Here is a 25,542-nt window from a genome sequence, read left to right on the forward strand (position 1 = left end):
GCCAGACAAGGAACCACCCATGTACAAGAATCTCGCGCTGTTCGACCTCGACCACACGCTGCTGCCGCTCGACAGCGACCAGGCCTGGAGCCGCTTCATCACGCGGGTCGGCTGGCGGGAAGACGACGCGCACGTGGCGCTGATCGACGAGCACTACGGTCACTATGCGGCCGGCACGCTCGACATGGACGCGTACCTCGCCGTGACGCTCGCGCCGCTCACCCGCTATCCGCGCAAGGTGCTCGAACGCTGGCATGCGCGCTTCATGGACGAAGTGATCCGCCCGGCGATCACGCCGCAGGCGCGCGAGCTGGTCGACCGCCATCGCGAGGACGGCGATCTCTGCTGCATCGTGACGGCGACCAACGTCTTCGTCACGCGGCCGATCGCGGCGGAATTCGGTATAGAACACCTGCTCGGCATCGAGCTCGATACCGACGACGGCACGCCGGACGGCGCGTTTACCGGGCGCAGTACAGGCGTGCCGAGCTTCCGCGAAGGGAAGATCGTGCGCACGACCGCATGGCTGGCGTCACTCGGCTACGCGCCGGCCGATTTCGAACGCACGTACTTCTACAGCGATTCGATCAACGACGTGCCGCTTCTGGATTACGTCACGCATCCGGTCGCAACCAATCCCGACTCGAGGCTGTCGCAAGTGGCAGGCACGCGCGGGTGGCCTGTCATGAAGTTGTTCTGATTCGGGCGATATTCTCTGCTGTCCATTTTTCATGTCTGGAGGGGTAATGAAATACGGAGCACGCAGCAACAGTCTCGATCATTCAGGAATCCGACTCGAACTGGATCGAAAGCCTGTCGTCAAGCCGAGCCGGCCGGAAAGCCGCTTTCCGCACTGGCGCGGCGTTTTCATGATCGCACTCCTGTGCACGCTGGCCGCTTGCGGCGATGGCGACTCGGGCACGCCAGCCAGCGTCGCGGCCGCGCGCGCGGCCGCACCGGGCTCGGCGTCCACGCCTGTCCTGCACTGCGCGAGCGCGTGCCACTGACCGACGCCGGCCCTCACGCCAGCCATCCACGACAGAGAGCGATCATGCAAAACAAACCCACGACACGACGTCAATTCCTCGCCGATGCGTTGAAGCTCGCCGGCGCCACCGCGATCACGGGCATGCTGCCCGAAAGCATCGCGCGCGCGCAGGCCATTCCGGCAGCCACCGTGACCGGCACGATCCAGGACGTGAAGCACGTCGTGATCCTGATGCAGGAAAACCGCTCGTTCGACCACTACCTCGGCACGCTGGGCGGCGTACGCGGCTTCGGCGATCCGCGGCCGGTCGTGATTTCGAGCGGGTATCCGGTGTGGCGCCAGCCCTGGCTGACGTCCTACGTGTTCCCGTTCAACCCGTCCCCGCCCTCCGGAACGGCGAACGGCGACACCTACTACGGCGACCTCGACCACAGCTGGAGCGGCACGCACAGTGCCTGGAACAACGGCTGCTACGACAACTGGGCGGACGCGAAGACCAGCGGCACGATGTACTACTTCACGCAGAACGACATTCCGTTCTACTACGCGCTGGCGAGCGCGTTCACGGTGTGCGACGCCTACCACTGCTCGATGCTCGGCCCGACGGACCCGAACCGCCTGTATCTGTGGACCGGCTGCTGCGGCAACGTCCCCGGCTATGCGCCGTACACGACCAACACGATGACGGGCACCGGCTGGACCACGATGCCGGAGCGCCTGAACACGGCCGGCGTCACGTGGAAGTTCTACCAGGACAAGGGCAACGGCCTGGACGCCGACCATGGCTACGGCGAATACAACGGCTCCAAAAGCGATCTCTGGTGGAACGGCAACTACGGCGACAACGTCATCCTCAACTTCAAGCAATACCAGAACCTCGGTGCCAGCGATCCGCTCGCGCCGGCGCTCAACGGCACGCAGATCGATCCGTCAGGCGGCGGCAAGGAATACGACACGAACCTCTTCAGCCAGCTGCGGGCCGACGTCGCCAACGGCACGCTGCCGCAGGTGTCGTGGATCGCCGCGCCGTACGCATACTGCGAACATCCGTCGTGGGCCGCGAGCGGCGGCGAATGGTACGTGAGCAACGTCCTCAATGCGCTGACGTCGAATCCGGCGGTGTGGGCCAGCACGGTGCTGCTCGTCATGTATGACGAGAACGACGGCCTGTTCGATCACATGCCGCCGGCCGTCCCGGCCAGCGCCGCTGCCGGCACCGGTCAGTCGACAGTCTCGACGGCCGCCGAATTCGTCGCCAGCAGCGGCGCGGCATCGGACGGCTCGGCAAGCGGCGATGTACCGATCGGGCTCGGCCCGCGCGTGCCGATGTTCATCATTTCGCCGTGGTCGAAGGGCGGCAAGGTCAATTCGCAGGTCTTCGATCACACATCGGTGATCCGCTTCCTGGAAGCGCGCTTCGGGCTGCAGGAAACCAACATCACGCCGTGGCGGCGCACGGTGTGCGGCGACCTGACGTCGGCCTTCGATTTCTCGAACGCGGACCAGACGGTTCCCGCCATCCAGCCGCCGGTCAGCAACATGAACCCGAACGGTTCGACCGTGCTGATCCCCTATCCGACCACCACCGCGGTGCCGGCGCAGGCCGCCGGCCGCAGCACCGCCTGCCGCCTGCCCTACGAGTTCTTCGTGCAAGGCAAGGTCAACCGCGCCGGCAACGCGCTGGCGCTGACGATGACCAACACCGGCGCCGCCGGCGTACACCTCCAGGCGTGGGTCGACGGCACGAGCACGATCCCCCGGCACTACACGATCGCGGCCGGCGCGGGCCAGTGCGCGAACCTGTCGGATTCGCTCGCACTGACTAGCGGCGGCAGCTACGACTATTCGATCTACGGGCCGAACGGCTTCCTGCAGACGTTCCGCGGCAGCATCGGCTCGTCCGGCAACACCGGATCGACCGCCGAAATCAGCCTGTGCTACGACGTGGCGAACGGCAACGTGCAGATCACGCTCGACAACTCGGCCGGGGCCAGCGCGACGACGTTCCAGCTCACCGACAACGCCTATGGCATGAACGCGCGGCAGTCGGTCACCGTCGCCGCCGGCGCGACGCAAGCCGTGACGTGGTATGGCGACGGTGGCTGGTACGACGCAAGCATTCGCGACGCGAACGACCCGAACTTCCTGCGCCGGGTGGCGGGCTGCGTGCAGACGCAATCCGGCGCGCTGCTCACGGATTCGGCGATCGGCAATACCGGCAAGAAGTTCGTCGCGTCGCTCGCGTCACAGGGCTCGACGTTCGGCACGCTGCGGTTCGACTACGTCGCACCGCCCTGGAGCCACAGCCCGAAAAACTGGGTGGGCATCTTTGCGCATGGCGCGCAGCCGACCAAGGGCAGCTACAAGTCGTGGGCGTACTTGCCGAAGAGCACCGGCTCGCTGCTGTTCTCGTCCACGGCCAATCGCTCGCTGGCGTCGGGGCAGTACGATGCGTGGTACCTGTTCGACGACGGCTACACGCCGCTCGCGGGCCCCGTCACGATCACCATCTGACGGAATGGCCGGACCGTGCCGGCCGCCTGCATGGGGCCGACACGCATTCGGGCGCGACGCACCACGTTGCGCCCGAATGCTTTTCCAGCCGCGCGGTACGCGCGATACGAGCAGGTCGTCGTGGAACGCGCCGAACGGCCGCGCCGGGTGCGCGATCCGGATTTCGAGGATCCACAGCCCGGCCGCCGGCGCGGCGCAAGCACTCCGGCTTCGATCCGGCGGCTGGGCGAACGAGGCGTCCGGCAAGACGGCTCGCTTTCGCGCGACGGCCGGCGGCCGGCAAGCTGACGCACTGCCGCCCGCCCGTCATTGCCGCGCTACGCCCGCGTCGCGACGATGAACAGGCGCGGGAACGGCAGCAGCACGGTGCCGTCGGCGAGTGCCGGATAGCCGTCCGGCCCCGCGATCGCGTCGCGATACCGCGAGAGAAACGCCGTGCGCTCGCCATCGTCGAGCGCCGCGAGGAATGGCCGTAGCGCACTGCCCTTGAACCACTCCACGACCGCGTCGGCGCCGCCGCGCAGCGGGTGGTAATAAGTCGTGCGCCATACGTCCACACGCGAGCACAGCGGCGACAGCAGCGCGTGGTAGTGGCGCGCGTCGAACCGCTCGGTGCGCGCCGCGCCCTTCAGCTTGTCCGCCCACGGCCCGGCCGCGGCGACCTCGCGCATCAGCCGGTGCGCGGGTTCGTCGAGGTTGTCCGGCATCTGTACCGCAAGATGACCGCCCGGCGCGAGCCGGCCGACGAGTGCCGGAAACAGCGTGTCGTGCGCAGGCACCCATTGCAGCACCGCATTCGCGAGAATCAGGTCATAGCCGCCCGGATCGTCCCAGGTGGAAATGTCCACGACATCGAAACGCAGGCCCGGCAGGCGCTTGCGCGCGGCGTCGATCATGTCCGCCGATGCATCGATCCCGTGAACCGTTGCGTGCGGCGCACGCGCCATCAGCGCCTCCGTCGAATTGCCGGGCCCGCAGCCGATGTCGATCGCGGTATGGATCGGCGTATTCGGCACGGCAGCGAGCAGATCGCGGATCGGCCGCGTGCGTTCGTCCTCGAATTGCACGTACTGGGCGGCGTATCGATCGAGTGGGGTCGTCATGTCGTTCCTCCTGGTCGGCGTAATCGGCCTGGCCTTCTCCGTGCGCGGGATGCCGGCGGCCGTCGATGCACCGCATTCTGCGATCGTCACGAAGTTCAGTAAAATGAATTTAATATCGTGATTGATTCAAATTTCTGATGAAAATCGATACGCTCGGTGTCCAGGCCTTCGTCGCGATCGCCGACGGCGGCAGCTTCCGCCAAGCAGCCGAAACGCTGCATGTGACGCAGACCGCCATCACGCAGCGGCTGCGCAAGCTCGAAACCTTTCTCGGCGTCGCGCTCGTCGAGCGCACCACGCGCCGCACCACGCTCACCGAAATCGGCCGGCGCTTCCTGCCGCAGGCGCGCCGGCTGCTGAACGAACTGTCCGACGCGCTCACCGAAATTCGCGAAACCGGCCTGAGCCAGCGCGGCGACGTCACGATCGCGTGCGTGCCGACGGTCGGCGTGCAGTACCTGCCCCGCATCCTGCGCGCCTTCTCCGCGCACCGGCCGCACGATCGCGTGAAGATCCTCGATCACGCGTCGGCGTCGGTGCTGCAGGCCGTGCTGCATCGCGAGGCCGAGTTCGGCATCGGCATCGCCGGCGACCAGCATCCCGAACTGGTCAACGTGCCGCTGACGAGCGATCCGTACGTGCTGGTGTGCCGCGACGATCATCCGCTCGCCAGGCGGCGGCGCATTCGCTGGGCGGCACTGCAGCCGCATCCGCTGATCTTCGCCGGCGAAGTGAGCGGCAATCGCGGGCTGCTCGACGGCGCGCTGAAGACGAGCGGCGTGTCGCTGCATTCGTTCTACGAAGTGCAGCGCAGCTCGACGGCGCTCGGGCTCGTTGCCGAAGGGCTCGGGGCAGCCGTGGTACCGAAGCTCGCGATCCAGAAGAACGCGTATCCGATGATCCGCACGATCGAACTCGTCGAGCCGGCGGTGTCGCGCACGCTCGTGCTCGTCACGCGCAGGAGCGCGCAACTGTCGCCGGCCGCCCGTGCGTTGTACGACATGATCATCGAACAGGCGACACCCTGACGACACTGTCAGGGGTGCGTCACGAAGCAGCGCCTTCGGGGTAGTATCGCCACACGCGGTCGCGACGACCGGCGCCTACCCGGCGCCGAGCACGTCACGCCACCGCTGCAACGGCCGTTCCTCACTACCCCTGCACGGAGCACTGCATGGCCTATCGCAACTATCACAAGCGCAAGATTGCAGACCGGGAACTTCATCCCGAAACCCAGATGATGTCGTACGGCTACGATCCGTTCCTGTCGGAAGGATCGGTGAAGCCGCCCGTGTTCCTCACGTCGACGTTCGCGTTCCGCACGGCCGAGGACGGCGCCGAATTCTTCGACGTCGTGGCCGGGCGCAAGCCTTCGCCCGAAGGCGAAGGCGCGGGCCTCGTCTACAGCCGTTTCAATCACCCGAACCTGGAGATCGTCGAGGATCGCCTCGCGCTGCTCGACGATTCCGAAGCCGCCGTCGTGACGTCGAGCGGCATGTCGGCCATCGCCGCGATCCTGCTGACGTTCCTGCGGCCGGGCGACTGCGTCGTCCAGTCCGTACCGCTGTATGGCGGCACCGAGACGCTGATCTCGAAGTTCCTGCCCGAGTGGGGCATTCGCTCCGAAGCGATTGCCGACGGGCTGTCCACCCGCGCAATCCGCGCCGCGCTCGAAGCGGCCGCGCAAAAGGGCAAGGTGCGGATGTGCTACATCGAGACGCCCGCCAACCCGACCAATGCGCTGTTCGACCTCGAAGGGCTGCGCAGCGAGATCGACGCATTCGAAGCGCGCCACGGCTATCGCCCGCTGTCGGTCTGCGACAACACGCTGCTCGGGCCGTTGTATCAGAAGCCGTCGCGGCAAGGTATCGACCTGAGCGTGTACTCGCTGACGAAATACATCGGCGGGCATAGCGACCTCGTCGCCGGCGGCGTCACGGGCACCCGCGAGCTGATCACGAAGATCCGCTCGATCCGCAGCACGCTCGGCTCGCAGCTCGATCCGCATTCGTCGTGGATGATCACCCGCTCGATGGAAACGCTCGTGCTGCGCATGCAGCAGGCCGCCCGCAGCGGCAGCGCCGTCGCTCGCTGGCTCGCCGACAATCCGCATCGGCCGGTGCGCGTGCTGCATCCCGAGCTCATCGACGATCCGGCCTACCAGGCCGTCTATCGGCGCCAGTGCACCGGGCCCGGTTCGACGTTCGCGTTCCTCCTCGACGGCGGCCGCGAGCAGGCGTTCCGGTTCATCAACCACCTGACGCTGTTCAAGTCGGCGGTCAGTCTCGGCGGCACGGAATCGCTGATCTGCCATCCGGCGTCCACGACGCATTCGGGCGTACCGGCCGATGCGCGTGCTGCGGCGGGCGTGTCGGAAGGGTTGATTCGCGTGTCGGTCGGGCTCGAACATCCGGACGACCTGATCGCCGACCTGTCGTACGCACTGGAGCATTGCTGACCCGCGCGGCATGCGCCCCGTGCCGGTTCGCACGGGGCGGCGCTGGGATGACGGCGTTCAAGCCGCGTAATCGTGCTGACCCAAGGATCCGCACCCTGAACACCACGCGGCATCGATACCTGATCGGCAATCTGCAACATGCGCCGAACGTGACCATGACGATCACGCGACGCCCGCCGGCCGAACCGGTTCACAGCACCTTCACCATGAACACCCGCGACGTGCCTTCCGGCTCGCACGGCACCTCGCCGAACGCTTCGTAGCCGTGTTTCCGGTAGAAATCCGGCGCCTGGAACGAGATCGTGTAGAGCACCGCACGCGCGCAGCCGCGTCGTTTCGCTTCCGCTTCGGCCTCGCGCAGCAGCCGGCTGCCGAAGCCGCCGCCGCGCAGCGATTCGGGCAGGTAGAACAGATCGATGAAGAAAAGGCCGAGCGACGTGCGCCCCGTGAGGCCGCCGAGGATCTCGCCGGTCGCGGGATCGGTCACGTACACGTCGAGCGTGGCCGCGTCGGCGCGCCCCGTCATCGCGTGATTGAATTCGCCGAGCTTGCGGCTGATGAAGTCGTGTGCGCCCGGCTGCCCGGTGTCGGTGAGCCGGATGGAAACGTCGGGTTGCGTTGTCATGGAGCGGGTTCGGTCGAAGCGAGAGACTGCCGGGCATGCAACACCCGGGGCGGGCATCGCTCGACTATAGCGCGTCGGCGGGCATGCCGTGGTGGCGCGCCCGTCGCCTTCGCCGCGCATCGCGCACCGCGAGGATCCCGGCGTGCGCGGCCGGGTCGCTGGTCTGCGCGGCGAGGTTCGGGCTTTCCGCGACGATCTCGCCGCCACGGACGATCACCGTCGCGAACGGGCGGCCGCCCGCTTCCGCGTTTTTCCTCGCAAGATCGATCATGCGTTTCACCAGATCCATGGCTGCGTCCTCGTTGAAGCGCAACGGCGGGACCGTGCGCCGGCCGGCGGCCGGTGCGCGTCGGGCGGGAAGCTGCGCGGCACCGCTGCCGCGGCGCCGCATCGGCGTCAGAACGGCTTGGTCGGCAGGTACTTGCCGTCGAGCGTGATCACCGCGCGCGAACCGCCTTCGGGATCGTCGACCTTCTTCACGTCGAGCCGGAAATTGATCGCGCTGATGATGCCGTCGCCGAACTTCTCGTGAACGAGCGCCTTCAGCGTCGTGCCGTACACCTGCAGCATTTCGTAGAAGCGGTAAATGGTCGGGTCGGTCGGCACGCGATCGTCGATGCTGCCGCGCAGCGGGATCGTCTGCAGCAGCAGCACCGCGTCGTCGTCGAGGCCGAGCTTGTCGGCGACGTTGCGCGCCGCTTCCGCCGGCAGCGCGTGCTGGCCAAGCAGCGCGGCGGTCACGAACGCTTCGCTCAGGCCCGTGCCTTCGGTGAGCTGTGCGAACGACAGGTTCTTGCGCGCCTTCGCGAGCACGATGGTCTCCGCGAGCGCGTGGCGGGCAGTCTGGCTGAGTTGGGACTGGATCATGGCAATTCCTCGTGGTTGGGTAGGAGCGATTCAGGCCGCGACGGGGAGCGTCGCGGGCGTGGCGCGGACCTCGGGGTGGTCCGCCAGGGAGACGAACCGGCCGGTCGCGCCGTCGTAGGCGTCGATGCAGCCCGATTCGATGTCGTAGACCCAGCCGTGCAACGCGAGCCGCCCTTCTTCGAGCGCAAGCCGCACGGCAGGGTGCGTCTTCAGGTTCGCGAGTTGCGCGACGACGTTCTCGCGCACCATCGAGTCGATCCGCTCGCGTTCGCTGCGATGCGGGCGCGCCTCGTTCACGACGCGCGCCGAATCGGCGTAGCGCAGCCAGTGGCCGACGGCCGGCATGTGGTCCATGCACTGGCAGGTGGCGATCGCGGTCATCGCGCCGCAATCGGAATGGCCGCAGATCACGACGTCGGTCACGCGCAGCGCGGCCACCGCGTATTCGACCGACGCCGATACGCCGCCCGGCTCGGGGCCGTACGACGGCACGATGTTGCCGGCATTGCGGATCACGAACAGGTCGCCGGGTTCGCGCTGCGTGACGAGTTCGGGCACGAGCCGGCTGTCCGAGCACGAGATGAACAGCGCGCGCGGGTTCTGGCTGCGCGCGAGATCGCGGAACAGCGCGGCGCGTTCCGGATAGGCGTCGCGCTGGAACTTCAGGAAGCCTTCGATGATGTCCTTCATCGTGTGTTCTCCGGTGCAGGTGGAATCGATGAAGGGCAGGTTACGCCGGACTTCCAATAAGGTAAAAGACTGATTTATGATCCTGTGGATAAGCAGGACTTATAGGAATCGCCATGCTGCTGCGCCATATCCACTACTTCCTCGCCGTCGCCGAGCACCGCAGCTTCACGCGCGCGGCCGCCGCGCTGCATGTGTCGCAGCCCGCGCTGTCCCAGCAGATCCGCCAGCTCGAGGAGACGCTCGGCGCGCAACTGTTCGACCGCAGCGGGCGCGTGACGCGGCTGACCGACGCCGGCGACGTGTATTTCCGCTATGCGCGGCAGGCGCTGCACGATCTCGCGGAAGGCCGGCGCGCGATTCACGACGTGCAGGATCTGAGCCGCGGCTCGCTGCGGATCGCGGTCACGCCCACTTTCACGAGCTATCTCGTCGGGCCGCTCGTCGAGGCGTTTCACGGCCGCTATCCGGATGTGTCGCTATCGGTGCGCGAGATGTCGCAGGAACGCATCGAGGCGCTGCTCGTCGACGACGAGCTCGATGTCGGCATCGCGTTCGAGGAAGTGCAGACGGCGGATATCGAGGCGGAAACGTTACTGGTCGAAACGCTCGCGCTCGTCGTGCGCCGCCAGCATGCGCTCGCCGGCAAGCGCAAGGCCGGCCTGCGCGCGCTGCACGACGCGCCGCTCGTGCTGCTCACGGCCGAGTTCGCGACACGCATGCAGATCGACCGCTATTTCCGCGAGCATGACGTGCGGCCGCGCGTCTTGATGGAAGCGAATTCGCTGGGGGCGGTGATCGAGATCGTGCGCCGCACGAACCTCGCGACGCTGCTGCCCGCGACGATCGCGACCGGGCACGACGATCTCGTTGCCGTCGCGCTCGATCCGGCCGTCCTGCGGCGCACGGCCGTGCTGCTGCAGCGCAAGGGGGCGTACCGGAGCGCCGCTGCGCGCGCGTTCGTCGAACTGGCGTTGGCGCAGGGGGCGGGGAAAGGGAAAAAGGCAGGCGAACCCCGCCCGGCACGCCCCGGGGCGGCCGGGCAATGAAGGCCGGCGTTGCCCCGGAGCGGGGCAAGCAACCGCGTCAGTTGTACCCGAGGATCGCCACCGCCGCGACGTCCGGCCGGTCGTTCGTATTCCCGACGAGCGACGTCATCGGCTCCTGCAGCACCGCCTGATACGACGTCACGCGCGGCGCTTCCGGCGCGCCTGGCTCATCCGGTGCCGGTTCGTCGAACGCGGCATCGAAACCGCTGTAAAAGCCCGGCTGCTTCTGCGAAAAAGTCATCTCCACTCCTTTACCTGTTTTACCTGTTTATGTTTTCGAAGTTCTAACCAACTTGCTTCAATGCCGCCGCCTGCACCGGCGTGCCGTCGTGCGCCGCCTCCGATCGCGCCAGCTGCGCGCGCGTGCGCCGCGTAATGTGGATCACCGCGAACACGACCGGCGCGATCAGCAGGCCTTCCGCGAGCTCGGGATCGACCGGCAGGTTCATCACGTGCAGCGCCTTGAACGCCGCCGTCGCGAGCGACAGCACGTAGTACGAAATGGCCGCCACCGACAGCCCTTCGACCGCGTGCTGCAAGTGAAGCTGATTGCGCGCGGTGCGCTCCATGCCCGCCAGCAGGCGCGTCACGTCCTTTTCCTGAGCAAGATTCACGCGCGTGCGCAGCAGGTCGACCGCCCGCGCGATCCGCGCGGCGATCTGCTCGTGGCGCGCCCATACGCTGCGGCAGGTTTCCATCGCCGGCGCGAAGCGGCGTTCCATGAATTCGGCGATCGTCGGCATCCCTTCGATGCGCTCCTCGCGCAGCTCGTGGATGCGTGCCAGCACGAGCTTTTCGTACGCACGCGACGCGCTGAAACGTGCGCCCGATCCCGACAGCGATTCGACCCGCACCGCGAGATGCGTGAGCTTGACGAGCAGCGCCGAATCGTCGCCGTCCGCGCCGCTCGCGTCCATCCGCTGCATCAATGCGTGCAGCGCCGCGTGGATCTCGTCCAGCTCGCGGCTCATCCGGCGCGCGACGGGCAGCGCCAGCAGCGCCATCATCCGGTACGTTTCGATTTCATGCAGGCGCTGCAGCAGGCGGCCGCCCTGCTCCTCGCGAAAATCCTCGTCGACCACGAGAAAGCGCATGAAGCCGTCGTCGCGCACGTGCCAGTCGCAGAACACCTTGCCGCCGCCGAGCACGTTGCTGCCGACGAGCGCGGGGCCGTCGATCCAGCGGCGCAGGTCGCCGCAGACGAGCCGCGCCGCGTCGCCCTTCAGCAGCTCCATGCGCACCGCGACGAAGCGGATGCCGGCGAGCCGCGCGAACCACGCAGCCGGAATGCCTTCGATCGCGAGATCGTCGAAATAGCCGGTGTCGCGGCGCGGCGCGACGAACGTGAAGGTCGAGAATTCGGTATGGCGTTCCCACTTCAGATGCCAGCCGCTCGGCGACTGCACCGCGTAGTGCGTCGCGCCTTCGTGCGGCGCGGCGATGCCGGTATCGCGGCACAGTGCGTGCAGCAGCGTTTCGTGGATGTCGGGCTGGCCGTCCGCGTAGATCGCGTAATGCGTGAGCGACACGGCTTCGGCGAGCCGCAGGAACGGCCGGGCATGCAATTCCGCGGCCAGCGCGGCGCGCAACGGATGGTCCATCATCGATACACCACGCTTTCCTGTTCAGTGCTGCACGCCGGATCGACCGGCCCGAACGCCGCGCCCTTTCGGATGAAACGTCAGCGTGATCGCACTATGGCAGACACACAGCAACAATAAAAACGCATAATGCTGATCGTTACGTTCAGTTTTCCTGATACCCATGAAGATGCTCGATCACGACGTGCTGGCCACCGTCGTCGCCGTCGCGGAAACCGGCAACATGACCCGCGCCGCCGAGGCCGTGAACCGCTCGCAGTCGGCCGTGAGCATGCAGATCAAGAGCCTGGAAGACGCGATCGGCCGGCCGCTGTTCGTGCGCAAGCCGCGCAGCATCGTGCTGACGCGCGAAGGCGAGGTGCTGCTCGGATTCGCCAGACGAATGCTGGCGCTGCGCGACGAGGCCTGGGCGGCCGTGGTACGGCCGGAAGTGACCGGTAAAGTCGTGATCGGCGTGCCGGACGACTACGCGTCGTCGCTGCTGCCGTCGGTCCTGAAGAAATTCTCGGCGACCTACCCGAAGGTCGAGATCCAGGTGATGGGGCTGCCGAGCAGCGCGCTCGCGCCGCTGATCAAGGAGGGCACCGTCGATCTCGTGTGCGGCACGCGCATCAAGGGGCTGACCGGCGATTTCATCCGCCACGAGCCGATGGCGTGGGCCGCGATGACGAACGGGCCGCGCGTGTGGGAAGAGCGGCCGCTGCCGATCGCGGTGTTCATGCCGGGCAGCGTTGCGCGCGAGAACGCGATCCGCAGCCTGGAGCGCGCGAAGGTGCCGTACCGCACCTCCTATGAAAGCCCGAGCCTGCTCGGGCTGCTCAGCATGGTCGAGGCCGGCCTCGCGGTCGCGCCGCTCGCGCGCTGCGCGATTCCCGCGCAACTGTCGATGCTCGGCCGCTCGCACGGGCTGCCCGACCTGCCGCCGCTCGAACTGATCCTCGCGCGCAGCACCAAATCGAAGCGGCCGCCGTGCGACTTTCTCGCGGAGCAGTTGATGGAAGACCTGCAGCGGCAGACCGGGCAAACCGCCGACGCGTGATCAGCGCGTCGCGCCGAATCCCGCCGCGGCCAGCGCCGCGTTGACGTTCGCGACCACCGCATCGACGAGCGCCTCGAGCGTATCGCCGCGCAGCTGCGCGTGTTCCGGTGCGACGTGCTCCTTGCGTTGCCAGCCCCACTGCGCACCCGACGCGACCGACAGCGTCGCGCCGAAGCGGTTGCCGTGGCAGCGGCCGAAGGTGCTCACGCGCCGCCCGGCCACGTAGTCCTGCTCGGGCAGGCAGAGCCGGATCTCGACGGCGACCTGGTCGCGATCGTTGACGCGCGCGGCCGGGCTCACCGTCGCGGCGAACACCTTGCCGATCCGCCAGGTCACGCAGGTTTCCCACGCCGCGAGCGGCCCGCCGGCCGCGTCGACCCGCTCGGTGTCGACCGACCACTGATGCCCGTCGGGCACGACGATCGCCTGATGCAGCAGCACTTCGGCCACGCGCACCGTCGTCACGAGCTGACGCGCGAGTTGCTGGCCCGACGGCAGCGACGCCGTCGGTACGCGACGGCTCGCCGGCCGCGCGACAGGCACTGCTTCCATGAGGTCCATGACCCCTCCATATTCAGGATCGGCGCCGCGCACGCGATGGCGCTCGCCGCCGTGCCGCCTGCGGGCGGGCAGCACGGCGGCCGGCAACCGGCGATCGGGCGGCGGATCGGACAAACCATTCAGGAACGAGCAACAACCGTTCCTCGCTTCACCGCGCCTTCGGCCCGACGCGCAAACGGCGCGCGACCGGCCCGATCACCGCATCGGCCTGCTGCGCGATCAGCGTGCGCAGCGTGAAATCCAGGTCTTCCGGTGCGATGTCGAAGTGCACGGGAACCACGTCGCGCACGGCACGCGCGCTGACGACATGGACGCCGAGCGGGGAATGCAGCAGCGCCGCGAGCAGGGCGTGCGCGCGTTCGCCGGAGTCGGCCGTCAGCGTGACGGGCAACTGCAGGCGCGGGCGCGGCGGCGGGAACGGAATGACGTTGTTGCGTGCGCCGGCGCGCAACTGGCGGCCGGCGACATCGAAGGCGGGAACGGGATGAATGAAGGTCATGGAGCGGACGGAAGCCGTCTCGGCTGTTCGACACCTCCCCAGCTTAGAAGAGACGGCATAAACGTCGTGCAAAAAAACGCGCCGCCGATGCAAAAAACGCCATCGGGGACACAACACGATACCGGCCGGAAGCTGTCCGTGCGGTCGTCACGCACGCGCGGCGATCTCGCGCCGCAGCTTGCCCCAACCTCGCCCGCGCGGCGTGCGGCCCCGCGGTCGTTCCGTTACGCGGCGAACGCGTCGAGCGACGCACGCCGCCGCTCGTCGACCATCGATTCGATCATCGACACCAGATCGTCGGTCAGCGGGTCGCAGATGCCCGGCGAGCGATGCAGTTCGAGATCGGCCGCCGGCAGCGGCGGCAGCCCGTCCGTCTCGTCGAGCACGCGCCAGTTCTCGGGCAGCGTGCAGCGGTCGATCATCGTCACGGCCGCGCCGTGGTTCACCGCGATCTTGATGCCGGTCGGGCTCTGGCTCGTATAGACGACGTGATACGGCCGCTCGGCCGTCGCGAGCGCCTGCAGCCCGCGCTGCCGGTAGCAGCACGTCTCCGGAAACAGCGCGAGCGGCACCGACGCCTGCGGGTCCAGCGCGAAATCGCGGTGCGCCGCCCACACGACGTCGTGTCGGCCGAGCAGCCGCCCGCTCGCGTTCGGCCCATGCCGCACGACGAGCGCGACGTCGAGCTCGCCGGCCTGCAGCCGTTCGAGCAGTTCGAGCGACGTGCGGCAATGCACATGAAAACGCGCGCCCGGCCGCGTCGCATAGAACGACTTCAGCAGGTCGGGCAACCACAGCTCCGCATAGTCCTCGGGCAGCCCGAAGCGCACGACGCCGCGGTCGCTGCTCGCCTGCTTCAGCGCGAGGATCGCGTCGTTCTGCACCTGGATGATCCGGCGTGCATGAATCAGGAAATTCTCGCCGTCGCGCGACAGCTCGAGCCGCCGGCTGTTGCGCATGAACAGGTGCGTGTCGAGCCGCTCCTCGAGCGTGCGGATGCGCAGGCTGATCGTCGATTGCGTGCGATGCAGTTGCCGGGCCGCCGCGGTGAAACCGCCGCTCTCGACCACGGCGACGAATGCCCGGATCAGCTCCGGATCGAGCGAACTGAGCTTCGACCAATCGGGCCTTTGAATGGCAGCCATCGGAATTACTCGCTTTCGAAAAAAAAAGGGAAGACGAAAGATAGGGCTCGGAGTACGCCGATTGTTGTCCAGATGCGCTCGGCCCTCCAACCCCTGCCCGGGTATGACAAACCCGGAGCCGGTACGCTAATGCCCACCCGCCGATCCCGCCCCGGCCGCCGTCGCGACAACGGTCGAGGCCCGCCCGGCGGGCATTCGCGCGCCGGGATCAGGGCTTTCCCGGAGACGACGAAAACTCATGGCCCGATCAGAAAACATCGATTCACCGGCCGCGCCACGGCCCACCACAATCGCCTCACACCCACCTCATCGACGAGACACCGCAATGACCGCATCCCAACCCAGGCAGCTTTACATCGGCGAAGGCTTCGAAGGCCCCGGCGTCAACCTCGCGCACATCAACGTGCTGGTCGGCCCGCGCAACGGCCCGGCGGGCCAGGCGTTCGCCACCGCGCTCGCCACGCCGTCGGCCGGCCATGCGCCGTTCGTCGTGATCGCGCAGCCGGGCGTGCCGACCAAGCCGCTCACGCTGTATGTGAACAAGGCGCAGATCGCCGGCGACTTCCACGGCAATGCCACGTGGGGCGCGTCGCAGGCCGGCATCGCGAAGGCCGTGGCCGAAGCGCTCGAGAACGGCACGCTGCCGCCCGAAGCGGAGAACGACTGGGTCGTCGTGTCCGCGAACTGGGTGAACCCGCAGACCGACGATCTCGACGCCGTGTTCGAGAACAACTACCGCGCGTGCCGCAACGCGATCGTCGCGGCGATGGAAGGGCTGCCGCATCGCGACGCGGTGTTCGCCGCCGCGCGCGACGTGTCGAACCCGTTCTACACCCCGAAGAAAAACTGACGACGACAAGCGGCCGATACAAGGCCGCACCTGGAGGAAACATGGAATACGTCCGCCTCGGCCAGTCCGGCCTGAAGGTGTCCCGCCTGTGTCTCGGCACGATGAACATGGGCACCCCCGAATGGAAGCCCTGGATCTTCGACGAAGCGCAGAGCGAGCCGATCGTGCGCCGCGCACTCGACGCCGGCGTCAACTTCATCGATCTCGCGGATTTCTATTCGACCGGCGTCGGCGAGGAAGTGGTCGGCCGCATCCTGAAGCGCAACGCGCGCCGCGAGGAGCTGGTCGTGACGACCAAGGTCGGCTACGACATGGGCAGCTATCCGAACGCGGGCGGCCATTCGCGCAAGCACGTGCTCGACGGCATCGACGGGTCGCTGAAGCGCCTCGGGATGGATTACGTCGACATCTTCATGCTGCACTTCTTCGACGTGAACACGCCCGTCGAGGAAACGATGAGCACGCTGCACGACATCGTGCGCGCGGGCAAGGCGCGCTATATCGGCGTGTCGACGATGTACACGTGGCAGTTCGCGAAGATCATGCAGGCCTGCGAACGAAACGGCTGGGACAAGCCGATCAACATGCAGCTGCAGCTGAACCTCGCGTATCGCGAGGAAGAGCGCGAGATGGTGCCGTACTGCATCGACCAGGGCGTCGGCGTATCGGTGTTCAGCCCGCTCGCGCGCGGCCTGCTCACCTGCGAGCCGCAATCGACGCGCAACCAGACCGACTTCTTCACCGCGCAGATGTACGGCGACGCATCGTCGCTCGCGATCGCGGAATCGGTCGCGAAGGTCGCGAAGCGCCGCGGCGTGCCGCCCGCGCAGATCGCGCAGGCGTGGGTGCTGGGCCGCCCCGGCATCGCGAGCATGCTGGTCGGCGCGGATTCCGTCGCGCAGTTCGACAGCGCGCTCGGTGCGCTCGAAACGCAACTCACCGAAGAAGAGCTGCACGAGCTGGAACGCAACTACACGCCGTGCGACCTGATCAACGACTACACGGCCGGCAAACGCATCGCGCGCACCTCGCGTCCGGCGCAGGGCAGCTTCGCGACGGACTGAAAGTTTGAAGGACTGCGGTACCGAGAGGCTCCGAGGCACTGAAGGAACGACACACAATGAACGCATTTCTGAGGACCGGCCATTTCATCGGCGGCGAATGGCATGAACCGCATGGCGCGAGCGATGCGACCTATCCGGTGTTCAACCCCGCGACCGGCGAGACGATCGCGAAGGTCGCGAAAGGCGGCGCCGACGACACCCAACGCGCGATCGACGCCGCCGCGCACGCGTTTCCCGCGTGGCGCGCACTGACCGCGAAGGAACGCGGCGCCCGCGTGAAGCGCTGGGGCGAGCTGATGCTCGAACACCGCGACGCGCTCGCCGAGCTGCTGACGCGCGAGCAAGGCAAGCCGCTCGCGGAAGCGCGTGGTGAAGTCGCGTATGCGGCGAGCTTTCTCGAATGGTTCGCGGAAGAAGCGAAGCGCATGTACGGCGACGTGATCCCGAGCCCGAAGCCGAATTCGCAGATCGTCGTCACGCGCGAGCCGGTCGGCGTCGTCGCGGCGATCACGCCGTGGAATTTCCCGCTCGCGATGATCACGCGCAAGGCCGGCCCCGCGCTCGCGGCCGGCTGCACGATGGTGCTGAAGCCGTCCGAGGAAACGCCGCTGTCGGCGTTCGCACTCGCGGTGCTCGCCGAGCGCGCGGGCGTGCCGGCCGGCGTGTTCAACGTCGTGTCGGGCGATGCGGTTGCGATCGGCGAGACGCTGACGAGTTCGTCCGTCGTGCGCAAGCTGTCGTTCACGGGCTCGACGCGGGTCGGCAAGCTGCTCGCGAAGCAGTCGGCCGACACGCTGAAGAAGCTGTCGCTCGAACTCGGCGGCAATGCGCCGTTCATCGTGTTCGACGATGCCGATCTCGATGCGGCGGTCGAGGGCGCGATCGCATCGAAGTTCCGCAACACGGGCCAGACCTGCGTGTGCGTGAACCGCTTTCTCGTGCAGGACGGCGTGTACGACGCGTTCACGCGCAAGCTCGCCGACGCCGTGCGCACGCTGCGCGTCGGCAACGCGCTCGCGGGCGAAGTCGACCAGGGGCCGTTGATCAACGACGCGGCGCTCGGCAAGGTCGAGCGGCACGTGGCAGATGCCACCGCGAAGGGCGCGCACGCGCTCACCGGCGGCAAGCGTCACGCGCTCGGCGGCACGTTCTACGAGCCGACCGTGCTCACCGGCATGACGGCCGACATGCTGATCGCCGAAGAGGAAACCTTCGGCCCCGTCGCCGGCTGCTTCCGCTTCGCGACCGAGGCGGAAGCCGTGGCCGCGGCCAACGACACGTCGTTCGGGCTGTCCGCGTACTTCTACACGCGCGACCTCGGCCGGGCGTGGCGCGTATCGGGTGCGCTGGAGAGCGGAATGGTCGGCGTCAACGACGGGATCATCTCGACCGAGGTCGCGCCGTTCGGCGGCGTCAAGCAATCGGGGCTCGGCCGCGAAGGCTCGAAGTACGGCCTCGACGAATACGTGGAACTCAAGTACACGCTGATGGCCGGCCTCGGCCGCTGACCACCGGCCGCTCCCCGCGGTCGACCCGCGCCGCGCGCCGCCCGGCCGCGCGGCGCCTCGCACGGCGCTCTCGACGGCGTTCCGCCGCCGCGCGCCGCTGCACGCACACCCACAATCCAGGAGGCAGCTTGACTCAAGCCAACGTTCAATCCGGCACGGCGCGCGCATTGCCGCTGTCGCGCGGCGCCGAGGCGCCGCACCGCCCCGTCGCGCTCGACGACGTGCCGCTCAACCGCTTTCACGTGAAGATCGCCGGCCTGACGTTCGGCGCGCATTTCACCGAGGGCTACACGCTCGGCACGATCGGCTACGCGCTCGCCGCGCTCGGCAAGCAGATGCCGATCGACGCGTTCTGGATGGGGATGATCGGCAGCTCGGCGCTGATCGGCATCTTCTTCGGCAGTCTCGTGTTCGGCTGGCTGTCCGACCGGATGGGCCGGCAGAAGATCTTCCTGACGAGCTTCGTGATCATCACCGCGGCTGCGTTCGCGCAGTTCTTCGTCACGTCGCCGCTCGAACTGTGTTTGCTGCGCGTGCTGATCGGCTTCGGGATGGGCGGCGATTTCACGGTCGGCCATGCCATCCTCGCCGAATTCTCGCCGCGCAAGCATCGCGGTGCGCTGCTCGGCTCGTTCAGCGTGATCTGGACGATCGGCTATGTCGCCGCGAACGTGCTCGGTCTCGCGTACAGCGACGTCACGCCCGACGCCTGGCGCTGGCTGCTCGCGTCGGCGGCGCTGCCCGCGCTGATCGTGCTGGTGCTGCGGATCGGCACGCCCGAATCGCCTCGCTGGCTGCTCGGCAAAGGCCGCGCGCAGGAAGCGTGCGCGATCGTCGCGAAGCACTTCGGGCCGCACGTGATGCTCGACGGTTCGACCGAGCCGCATGCGCATGGCGGCTTCTCGCGGCTGTTCCAGCGTGACCTGATCCGCCGCACGATTTTCAACTGTGCGTTCTTCGTGTGCCTCGTGATTCCGTATTTCGCGATCTACACGTTCCTGCCGACGATCCTGAAGACGATCGGCCTCGCCGAAGGCTTCGGCGCGGACCTGCTGCTGAACGGCTTCCTCGTGCTGGGCGCGCTGATCGGCATCTGGCTGACGATCCGGCTGTCGCGGCGCGGCTTCCTGATCGGCTCGTTCGCGGTGACGTGCGCATCGCTCGTCGCGCTCGCGGTGCTGCCGTCGTCGGCGGCCATCGCGATGATCGTCGCGTTCGCGATCTTCACGCTGACGATGTCGGCGTTCAGCAATCTCGTCGGCGTGTTCCCGCCCGAGTGCTTCCCGACCGACGTGCGCGCGAGCGGCGTGGGGCTCGCGATCGCGTGCAGCCGGCTCGGTTCGGCGATCGGCACGTTCCTGCTGCCGGCCGGCATCGCGACGCTCGGCTTTCACGCGACGATGTTCGCGCTCGCGGGCGTGCTGCTGGTGGGGATGATCGTGTCGATCGCATGGGCGCCGGAGACGAAGCACCTGACGCTGGAGCAGGCGTCGGGGCATTGACGGTGGCGGCGGGCTGCGTGCCCGCCTGCTTCATCGCGCTCGATCAAGGCGTTCGCATCGACGCCATGCCGATGCGCCACTGCGACGACGCGCGCGAGATCGTTCCCACGGAAACATCAGCCGCGTCCCACCGCCCTCGCCGCCTACCCTCTCCTCGCCGCCTGCTCTCGCAACCACGCAGCAAACGCGGCCACCGGTTCGACCGCGACACTCTCAGGCTCGACATCGAGCCAATAGCCGAACGGCCCGATCGGCTGCACCGGCGACAGCCGCACGAGGCTGCCCTCGCCGATCTCCTCCTCGATCATGTTGAGATCGACCACCGCGAGCCCCGCGCCCTTGCGAGCCGCGCGAATCGCCTGTTCGAGCGTGGAAAACTCGATGCCGTCGCCGATCCGCGTCAGCGGCACGCCCGCCTGCTCGCACCAGTCGGCCCACAGCGTCAGGCGCTTGCCTTCGTGCAGCACATGCAGCGACGGCAACCGGCCGAGCAGCACATCGAGCGCATCGCCGCGATAGCGCGGCGCGCCGACGAGCGCATGCCGCTCCATCATCAGCAGTTCCGACTGCATCCCGGCACGCGCCGCGCGCCCGAAACGGATGTGGCAATGGCAATCGTCAGCCGGCTCCGTGCGGATCGACAGCTCGACGTCAGGCAGCGCCTCCGCGAGGGTGCCGAGCCGCGGCGAAAACCACTGCGTCGCGAACGTGGGCGGCAGCGACACCGTCAGCCGCCGCTTGGCACCCGGCCGCGTGGCGGCGATTTCGGCGACGCCGCGTTCGATCGTGTCGAACGCCTGCCCGATGAACGGCAGCAGCCGCTGGCCGGCATCGGTCAGGCGCACGCCCTTGTGATCGCGCTCGAACAGCCGCGCGCCGAGCGCTTCCTCGAGCAGCCGGATCTGCCGGCTCACCGCCCCCTGCGTCACGCACAGCGAAACCGCCGCGCGGTTGAAGCTCAGGTGACGCGCGGTCTCCTCGAAAAATCGCAGTGCGATCAACGATGGCAGGCGTCGCATGATGTGTGTCCCTTTCGTTTGTATCGTTCGTATCGTTCGTGTCGTTGCCGGCAGGCGCCGCCGGCCATCCGGCGAGCGGCCCTGTCGCAACCCGGCGCGCCAGCCGCCGCGCGATCAAAGGCCCGAGGGCCCGCGCCCGCCGTCGCTTCCATTCATCGTCCCCGCGTCTGCGGCCCTCCGCCTACAATAAGCATCCCGCACCAAACACCACACCGCCCGTGAGACGCAAGATGCCGGCGCTGAATGCGCTGAAAGCCTTCGAGATGGCCGGCCGCACCGGCAGCTTCACCCGCGCGGCCGAGTTGCTCAACGTGACGCAGAGCGCGGTGAGCCGCCAGGTTCGCCAGCTCGAGGGCCAGCTCGGCGAGACCCTCCTCGAGCGCCGCCATCACCAGCTCGAACTGACCGCGGCCGGCCGCGTGCTGCTGCGCGCCCTGCAGCAATCGTTCGACAAGATCGAGCTGACCGTGCGCAGCCTGCAGGAAAAAACCCACCTGAACCGTCTGCGCGCGAACGTGCCGCCCACCTTCGCCGCGCGCTGGCTGGTGCCGCGCCTCGGCCGGCTGCGCGACGCGCATCCCGAATTCGAGCTGAGCCTCACGACCCGCATTCACGACAGCCTCGGCGAATCGCGCGTGCTCGACTGCGCGATCCGGTTCGGCGACGGCGAATGGGACGGCTTCGACAACGCACTGCTGATGCAGGAACAGCATATCGCCGTCTGCGCGCCCGCGCTGTATGCGCGGCTGCGACAGGACGGCGCGCCGATCGACCTGAACCGCTTCACGCTGCTGCACGTGCTCGCCACCGACGACCAGCGCTACCTGACCTGGCAGCACTGGCTGAAAGCCGCCGGCATCACCGACGTCGACACACGCGGGGGCTACGAATTCGACCTGCTCGACCACGCGATCCGGGCGGCGATCGACGGTCTCGGCATCACGATCGCCGACCGCCATATGGTCGCGCGCGAACTCGCGACCGGGCAACTGATGCAGGTGCTCAACGTGCATGTCGACGGCCACCAGTCGTACTGGTTCGTCACGCGGCCCGAGCAGACGAACCTGCCGCACATCGTCCAGCTCCGCGACTGGCTGCAGCAGGAAGTGTGGCTCGCGAAACGCCATCTCGAACCGTCGTCGCCGCTTCCGCAAGTGCCGCTGGCGTAGTGTTGCGAGTTGGAAATTCGTTGAATAAATTGCCGCCTGTCGTAGTAGAAGAGCCAGATCCGGGCGTTGGACCGCACGCAGCCCATACTACCGTTGGCGCCCGGCATTCCCGAGCGTCGTACCCCCGACTACATGCGCCACGGCACCACCACCTTGTTTGCCGCGCTGGACATTGCCACGGGCGAAGTCATCGGTGAATTGCATCGTCGCCATCGCAGTAGTGAATTCCCGCAGTTCCTGCGCACGATCGATGCCAGCGTGCCCGCTGATCTGGACGTGCATCGGGTGATGGATAACTACGGCACGCATAAGGCGCCTTCGATCAAAAACCGATTCGCTCGACATCCGCGCTTCCGGGTTCACTTCACCCCAACGTCTGCATCGTGGCTCGATCAGGTGGAACGTTGGTTTGCCACGTTGACCGAGAAGTACATTCGACGTGGCACGCATCGCTCGACACGGCAGCTTGAAGAGGCAATCTGGCATTACCTCGACGTCTATAACGCGAATCCTCGGCCGTTCGCCTGGAGCAAGTCGGCCGATGAAATTCTCGCGAGCCTCGAACGGTTTTGCGCACGGGTCTAAACGATAATGTGTGGTTGAGTTCGCCCGCTTCTCGCTCGCACGACGTCGGCACATATCGACGCTGGCGTCTGGATGCGTCGTGCGGAGATACGGGCGATAGACCTGAAATTCACACGAATTCTTGCCACCGACGAGTGCTTCCCATCATCTTTTGGAAAGATCGCCTCTACTTGGCAGGTTGGAATACTGTTCACCGTTGACACGAATGATCCCGTCCAAAATTCATTCGCGCAAACGACTATCGAACCACGAAGGCAGAGCACTCCAACACCACGCCCGCCTTTTATTTTGGAAAATTTTTGTATGCCATTTTCAGTATGACATTCCGATTTTCCGGATATTTTTCCAACAATTCAGACTGAATTAATATTCTGTAGTCAGCCTCGTCAAATCCCGGCACGACCGTACAACTAACCAAAGTATAATCACCCGAGTCAACCGACGCGCCAAAAATCCAGCCACCATGCATGACCACGGATAGCACCTCCCCACGATCCGGATTGGGGCCGATACGGACGGTGCGGTATTTCCCTGCTTCATCGATGACATGCATCGTCAACGCATCCCCAGCGTGGTAATACCATATTTCATCGGACTTCATCTGATGAAAGTGTGACGGACTATCATGCGTCACCATGAAATATATTCCGCTATAGTCTTTTCGTTCAGCTCCGCCAGCTGTTTTTCGGACCACATCTGAACCGAACTCGTATCTGAAGTACCCACCCTCTGGGTGCGGCGCCAGACCAAGCTTTTTAATCCAAAATTCCTTCGATTTTTCAATCTTGTGCGTGCTTTCTTCCGCCATAACTTCCCCAACATAGATCAGGCCAAGTGCGATAAAAGTTGAAATGACAGCGGCTTGCACGATCACTGCCATCGACCCTCTACGAAAAATTCTATTTTTTATTGTCAACATACGATGTGATTGTTGCGATTTGCAATTCCTTACTGCTTCGTATCCGGAAGCTGCTTTAGCCATCACCGGCAAGCAAACCGTGAATTCGTAGCGACAGGCCAACAGCATACAGCTAGTTTCATTTGCATTGAGTCGATGATGAACGACCGCAGCAACGCGGTGCCGGTATCGGCACGATCTGATCGCTGTCGACATGCCAGTAGCGATCCGCTCGCTCACTGCGCGCGTGGATCAACACGGTCTCGCAATTCACGTTGAACGCGGCATACACCGTCTCGCCTCGATCCTGCGCATCGACCATCACCACGACCCGTTTCACGTCATAGGCCTGCAGCTCGACTTTCCGCAGTACGGCCTCGACGTCTTGTGGCCGACCAGCGCGGTAAGCGGCACGCGGCATAAATCCGATCTTCGCAGCTGCGGCGCAACCCGAACGTCGCGGGGGCAGCTCGCGATCGAGCGCGACCGGTCGGTCGACGATCGCGGACGGTGCTTGCGACGACATCGGCGATCACCGCTTGTTCGTGCGGCGCCGGCGCGCAGCCGAGCATCGGCTTGATGGCCTCGCCCACGCCGGCGGCAACCAGGCTAATCAGATCGATGCGCGGCAGGTAGACGGCCACCTGTTCGGTCATGCCTTCCTCGAGCGACAGCGTGAAACCCTCGCGGAAATACGGCGCGCGCTCGTAACGCGTTTCGCGCGCCTCGACCACAATGTCGACCAGACGGAAATCGTGCCGGACGTCGTACGCCTCCAGGCGCACATTCCGATCGGACTCAGTCAGCGCGGGACGAGCCAGCACGCTGATGTTCACGGTCGGCGCATCGAGCGTGCCGGCCGGGCTGACCGGCGCCAGCTGGATAACGTAATGCGGGCCTTCAAGGCTGACGCCAGCCGCCTGCAGGCGGTGAACTTCAATCGCGGATGAGTCCCTGTGGCGTAGGCATGGATCAGGCCGCCGCTGCCGGCACCAACACGGTCAACCCCGGCAAATCCGCGAAATCCGCGGTGTTCAGTGTCATCAGCGCGTAGCCGTGCTCGATCGCCTGCGCCGCGATCCACAGATCGTTATAGCGCGGACGCGGCGAGCGGCCGGCTTGCTTGACGGCCGCCGCCAGTACGCCGAACGCGGCCGCGGTGTGGCGCGTGACGTCGAGCACCGGCCGGCGCTCGAGCTGCCTCAGGTGTGCGGCCCGCCGCGCACGCTCAGCGGCGTCCGCGCATGCGTGCACGCCGAATGCCAGTTCGCCGAGCGAGACCGTCGAGATGAACACCGGCGCATCGCCAGCCGTGTCGATCACGGCGCGCGGCTCAACTGCACCACCTGCCAAGCCGACCCAAACGCAGCTGTCGATGATCACGCCCACGGGTCACGCACTCCATCTTCGAAGCCAGTGCGGCTATCGCGCAGCCAGCGGGCCGCGTCCTCGGCGCCTAGCGTTTGCGGCAAGCCCTCGAGCGCCTGCGCCGCGTTCATGACGGGTTCGGCCGGCACCAGGCGAGCGATTACGGTCTGATTACGTTCGACCACGACGGTTTCGCGACGCTGCGCGACCTGGTCGAGGATCTGGCGCGTGTTGCGTGCCAGATCGGTTGCAGTAATGGTCGGCATGGCAGCCTCCGGGGACGGTTGAATGCGTATTATACGTAATTTACGCATTCTGCGCAGGATGGTAAAAACAGCCCGTCCTTTGCCGGACGGGCGACTCCGGCCGATTCGCTGAGTAACGTGCATTTTCCTCATGGTCGGCCCGAAAATAAGTCGTTTGTCGTGCGCTAAACGCATGAA

29 protein-coding genes and 1 pseudogene are annotated in these 25,542 nt (G+C 66.5%); 14 read left to right on the plus strand and 16 right to left on the minus strand.

The features are described from left to right. Window positions 1-19: 19 nt before the first annotated feature. The 3 genes from ACPTTC_RS31680 (at window position 20) to ACPTTC_RS31690 (ending at window position 3,502) form a co-directional block, all read left to right on the plus strand. Entirely contained in the window at window positions 20-700 is a 681-nt protein-coding gene (locus tag ACPTTC_RS31680) for an HAD family hydrolase (RefSeq protein ID WP_423395339.1), read from the plus strand. Between the two features lie 169 nt (window positions 701-869). After that, window positions 870-1,007 carry a hypothetical protein gene (locus ACPTTC_RS31685; RefSeq protein ID WP_226239565.1) on the plus strand — a complete coding sequence of 46 codons (138 nt, stop codon included), beginning with the start codon at window positions 870-872 and terminating at the stop codon, window positions 1,005-1,007. Window positions 1,008-1,051: 44 nt separating this feature from the next. Beyond that, window positions 1,052-3,502, plus strand: a complete 2,451-nt coding sequence (locus ACPTTC_RS31690; protein WP_423395340.1) for a phosphocholine-specific phospholipase C — start codon at window positions 1,052-1,054, stop codon at window positions 3,500-3,502. Between the two features lie 317 nt (window positions 3,503-3,819). Here ACPTTC_RS31690 and tam read toward each other — a convergent pair whose 3' ends face one another. Continuing rightward, window positions 3,820-4,605, minus strand: coding sequence for a trans-aconitate 2-methyltransferase (gene tam, locus ACPTTC_RS31695; RefSeq protein ID WP_423395341.1), 786 nt, complete (start codon window positions 4,603-4,605; stop codon window positions 3,820-3,822). On the opposite strand from tam, the gene ACPTTC_RS31700 reads away from it, so the two are divergent. The 3 genes from ACPTTC_RS31700 (at window position 4,604) to ACPTTC_RS31710 (ending at window position 7,063) form a co-directional block, all read left to right on the plus strand. After that, entirely contained in the window at window positions 4,604-4,726 is a 123-nt protein-coding gene (locus tag ACPTTC_RS31700; RefSeq protein WP_264166048.1) for a hypothetical protein, read from the plus strand. The two genes, tam and ACPTTC_RS31700, sit on opposite strands and share 2 nt — an antisense overlap. Window positions 4,727-4,742: 16 nt before the next feature. Beyond that, window positions 4,743-5,633 carry a LysR substrate-binding domain-containing protein gene (locus tag ACPTTC_RS31705; RefSeq protein WP_423395342.1) on the plus strand — a complete coding sequence of 297 codons (891 nt, stop codon included), beginning with the start codon at window positions 4,743-4,745 and terminating at the stop codon, window positions 5,631-5,633. Between the two features lie 146 nt (window positions 5,634-5,779). After that, entirely contained in the window at window positions 5,780-7,063 is a 1,284-nt protein-coding gene (locus ACPTTC_RS31710) for a cystathionine gamma-synthase family protein (protein WP_423395343.1), read from the plus strand. A gap of 190 nt (window positions 7,064-7,253) precedes the next feature. Here ACPTTC_RS31710 and ACPTTC_RS31715 read toward each other — a convergent pair whose 3' ends face one another. The 4 genes from ACPTTC_RS31715 to ACPTTC_RS31730 all read right to left on the minus strand — a co-directional run bounded on the left by ACPTTC_RS31715 (window position 7,254) and on the right by ACPTTC_RS31730 (window position 9,245). Further along, window positions 7,254-7,688: a GNAT family N-acetyltransferase gene (locus ACPTTC_RS31715; protein ID WP_423395344.1), complete on the minus strand. Its 435-nt coding sequence runs from the start codon at window positions 7,686-7,688 to the stop codon at window positions 7,254-7,256. 64 nt (window positions 7,689-7,752) lie between these two features. Next, on the minus strand, window positions 7,753-7,977 hold the full coding sequence (locus tag ACPTTC_RS31720) for a hypothetical protein (protein ID WP_423395345.1): 225 nt from the start codon (window positions 7,975-7,977) through the stop codon (window positions 7,753-7,755). A 107-nt stretch (window positions 7,978-8,084) separates the two neighbouring features. Further along, window positions 8,085-8,555: a cyanase gene (gene cynS, locus ACPTTC_RS31725; RefSeq protein ID WP_423395346.1), complete on the minus strand. Its 471-nt coding sequence runs from the start codon at window positions 8,553-8,555 to the stop codon at window positions 8,085-8,087. A 30-nt stretch (window positions 8,556-8,585) separates the two neighbouring features. Beyond that, complete coding sequence (locus ACPTTC_RS31730) at window positions 8,586-9,245, minus strand: carbonic anhydrase (RefSeq protein WP_175965482.1); 660 nt, start codon at window positions 9,243-9,245, stop codon at window positions 8,586-8,588. Between the two features lie 113 nt (window positions 9,246-9,358). Between ACPTTC_RS31730 and cynR the strand changes: the two genes are divergently transcribed. Next, entirely contained in the window at window positions 9,359-10,291 is a 933-nt protein-coding gene (cynR, locus tag ACPTTC_RS31735) for a transcriptional regulator CynR (RefSeq protein ID WP_423395347.1), read from the plus strand. 37 nt (window positions 10,292-10,328) lie between these two features. Here cynR and ACPTTC_RS31740 read toward each other — a convergent pair whose 3' ends face one another. After that, on the minus strand, window positions 10,329-10,532 hold the full coding sequence (locus tag ACPTTC_RS31740; RefSeq protein WP_423395348.1) for a hypothetical protein: 204 nt from the start codon (window positions 10,530-10,532) through the stop codon (window positions 10,329-10,331). A 43-nt stretch (window positions 10,533-10,575) separates the two neighbouring features. Continuing rightward, window positions 10,576-11,895 carry a DUF3422 family protein gene (locus ACPTTC_RS31745; protein WP_423395349.1) on the minus strand — a complete coding sequence of 440 codons (1,320 nt, stop codon included), beginning with the start codon at window positions 11,893-11,895 and terminating at the stop codon, window positions 10,576-10,578. Between the two features lie 160 nt (window positions 11,896-12,055). Between ACPTTC_RS31745 and ACPTTC_RS31750 the strand changes: the two genes are divergently transcribed. Continuing rightward, on the plus strand, window positions 12,056-12,931 hold the full coding sequence (locus ACPTTC_RS31750) for a LysR family transcriptional regulator (RefSeq protein WP_059605089.1): 876 nt from the start codon (window positions 12,056-12,058) through the stop codon (window positions 12,929-12,931). Here the strand turns inward: ACPTTC_RS31750 and ACPTTC_RS31755 are convergent, their stop codons facing one another. The 3 genes from ACPTTC_RS31755 to ACPTTC_RS31765 form a co-directional block, all read right to left on the minus strand. Further along, complete coding sequence (locus ACPTTC_RS31755; protein ID WP_423395350.1) at window positions 12,932-13,492, minus strand: hypothetical protein; 561 nt, start codon at window positions 13,490-13,492, stop codon at window positions 12,932-12,934. It abuts the gene before it with no gap. A 148-nt stretch (window positions 13,493-13,640) separates the two neighbouring features. Continuing rightward, entirely contained in the window at window positions 13,641-13,991 is a 351-nt protein-coding gene (locus tag ACPTTC_RS31760) for a hypothetical protein (protein ID WP_423395351.1), read from the minus strand. A gap of 224 nt (window positions 13,992-14,215) precedes the next feature. Continuing rightward, the gene (locus ACPTTC_RS31765; RefSeq protein ID WP_175957149.1) at window positions 14,216-15,136 is read right to left on the minus strand and encodes a LysR family transcriptional regulator; all 921 of its coding nucleotides are present in this window, start codon (window positions 15,134-15,136) and stop codon (window positions 14,216-14,218) included. Between the two features lie 325 nt (window positions 15,137-15,461). Here ACPTTC_RS31765 and fae point away from each other — a divergent pair, with 325 nt between their 5' ends. From fae to ACPTTC_RS31785, 4 genes are all read left to right on the plus strand, one after another. Then, window positions 15,462-15,986, plus strand: a complete 525-nt coding sequence (gene fae, locus ACPTTC_RS31770; protein ID WP_031397394.1) for a formaldehyde-activating enzyme — start codon at window positions 15,462-15,464, stop codon at window positions 15,984-15,986. A gap of 41 nt (window positions 15,987-16,027) precedes the next feature. Continuing rightward, complete coding sequence (locus tag ACPTTC_RS31775) at window positions 16,028-17,050, plus strand: aldo/keto reductase (RefSeq protein ID WP_423395352.1); 1,023 nt, start codon at window positions 16,028-16,030, stop codon at window positions 17,048-17,050. A 56-nt stretch (window positions 17,051-17,106) separates the two neighbouring features. Then, on the plus strand, window positions 17,107-18,558 hold the full coding sequence (locus tag ACPTTC_RS31780) for an NAD-dependent succinate-semialdehyde dehydrogenase (protein ID WP_423395353.1): 1,452 nt from the start codon (window positions 17,107-17,109) through the stop codon (window positions 18,556-18,558). Between the two features lie 167 nt (window positions 18,559-18,725). Next, window positions 18,726-20,060 carry an MFS transporter gene (locus ACPTTC_RS31785; protein ID WP_423395747.1) on the plus strand — a complete coding sequence of 445 codons (1,335 nt, stop codon included), beginning with the start codon at window positions 18,726-18,728 and terminating at the stop codon, window positions 20,058-20,060. 143 nt (window positions 20,061-20,203) lie between these two features. Here ACPTTC_RS31785 and ACPTTC_RS31790 read toward each other — a convergent pair whose 3' ends face one another. Next, window positions 20,204-21,079, minus strand: coding sequence for a LysR substrate-binding domain-containing protein (locus tag ACPTTC_RS31790; protein WP_423395354.1), 876 nt, complete (start codon window positions 21,077-21,079; stop codon window positions 20,204-20,206). 230 nt (window positions 21,080-21,309) lie between these two features. Here ACPTTC_RS31790 and ACPTTC_RS31795 point away from each other — a divergent pair, with 230 nt between their 5' ends. Both ACPTTC_RS31795 and ACPTTC_RS31800 read left to right on the plus strand, forming a co-directional pair. Continuing rightward, window positions 21,310-22,248 (plus strand): LysR substrate-binding domain-containing protein, encoded by a 939-nt coding sequence (locus ACPTTC_RS31795; RefSeq protein ID WP_423395748.1) that lies wholly within the window; start codon window positions 21,310-21,312, stop codon window positions 22,246-22,248. Window positions 22,249-22,296: 48 nt separating this feature from the next. Then, window positions 22,297-22,833, plus strand: a pseudogene (locus ACPTTC_RS31800) (IS630 family transposase); the annotation flags it as partial. A 283-nt stretch (window positions 22,834-23,116) separates the two neighbouring features. Here ACPTTC_RS31800 and ACPTTC_RS31805 read toward each other — a convergent pair. The 5 genes from ACPTTC_RS31805 to ACPTTC_RS31825 all read right to left on the minus strand — a co-directional run bounded on the left by ACPTTC_RS31805 (window position 23,117) and on the right by ACPTTC_RS31825 (window position 25,365). Then, window positions 23,117-23,713, minus strand: a complete 597-nt coding sequence (locus tag ACPTTC_RS31805) for a cupin domain-containing protein (RefSeq protein WP_423395355.1) — start codon at window positions 23,711-23,713, stop codon at window positions 23,117-23,119. Window positions 23,714-23,870: 157 nt separating this feature from the next. Next, entirely contained in the window at window positions 23,871-24,071 is a 201-nt protein-coding gene (locus tag ACPTTC_RS31810; protein ID WP_423395356.1) for a hypothetical protein, read from the minus strand. A 1-nt stretch (window position 24,072) separates the two neighbouring features. After that, window positions 24,073-24,567 (minus strand): hypothetical protein, encoded by a 495-nt coding sequence (locus ACPTTC_RS31815; RefSeq protein WP_423395357.1) that lies wholly within the window; start codon window positions 24,565-24,567, stop codon window positions 24,073-24,075. A gap of 136 nt (window positions 24,568-24,703) precedes the next feature. Next, a complete protein-coding gene (locus ACPTTC_RS31820) occupies window positions 24,704-25,120 on the minus strand; it encodes a type II toxin-antitoxin system VapC family toxin (protein WP_423395358.1) in 417 nt (138 codons plus the stop codon). Continuing rightward, window positions 25,111-25,365 carry a type II toxin-antitoxin system Phd/YefM family antitoxin gene (locus tag ACPTTC_RS31825; protein WP_124619309.1) on the minus strand — a complete coding sequence of 85 codons (255 nt, stop codon included), beginning with the start codon at window positions 25,363-25,365 and terminating at the stop codon, window positions 25,111-25,113. Before ACPTTC_RS31825 ends, ACPTTC_RS31820 begins: the two co-directional genes overlap by 10 nt. Between the last annotated feature and the right edge of the window lie 177 nt (window positions 25,366-25,542).

The sequence above is a fragment of the Burkholderia mycopellens genome (assembly GCF_964265025.1).
Taxonomy (GTDB): domain Bacteria; phylum Pseudomonadota; class Gammaproteobacteria; order Burkholderiales; family Burkholderiaceae; genus Burkholderia.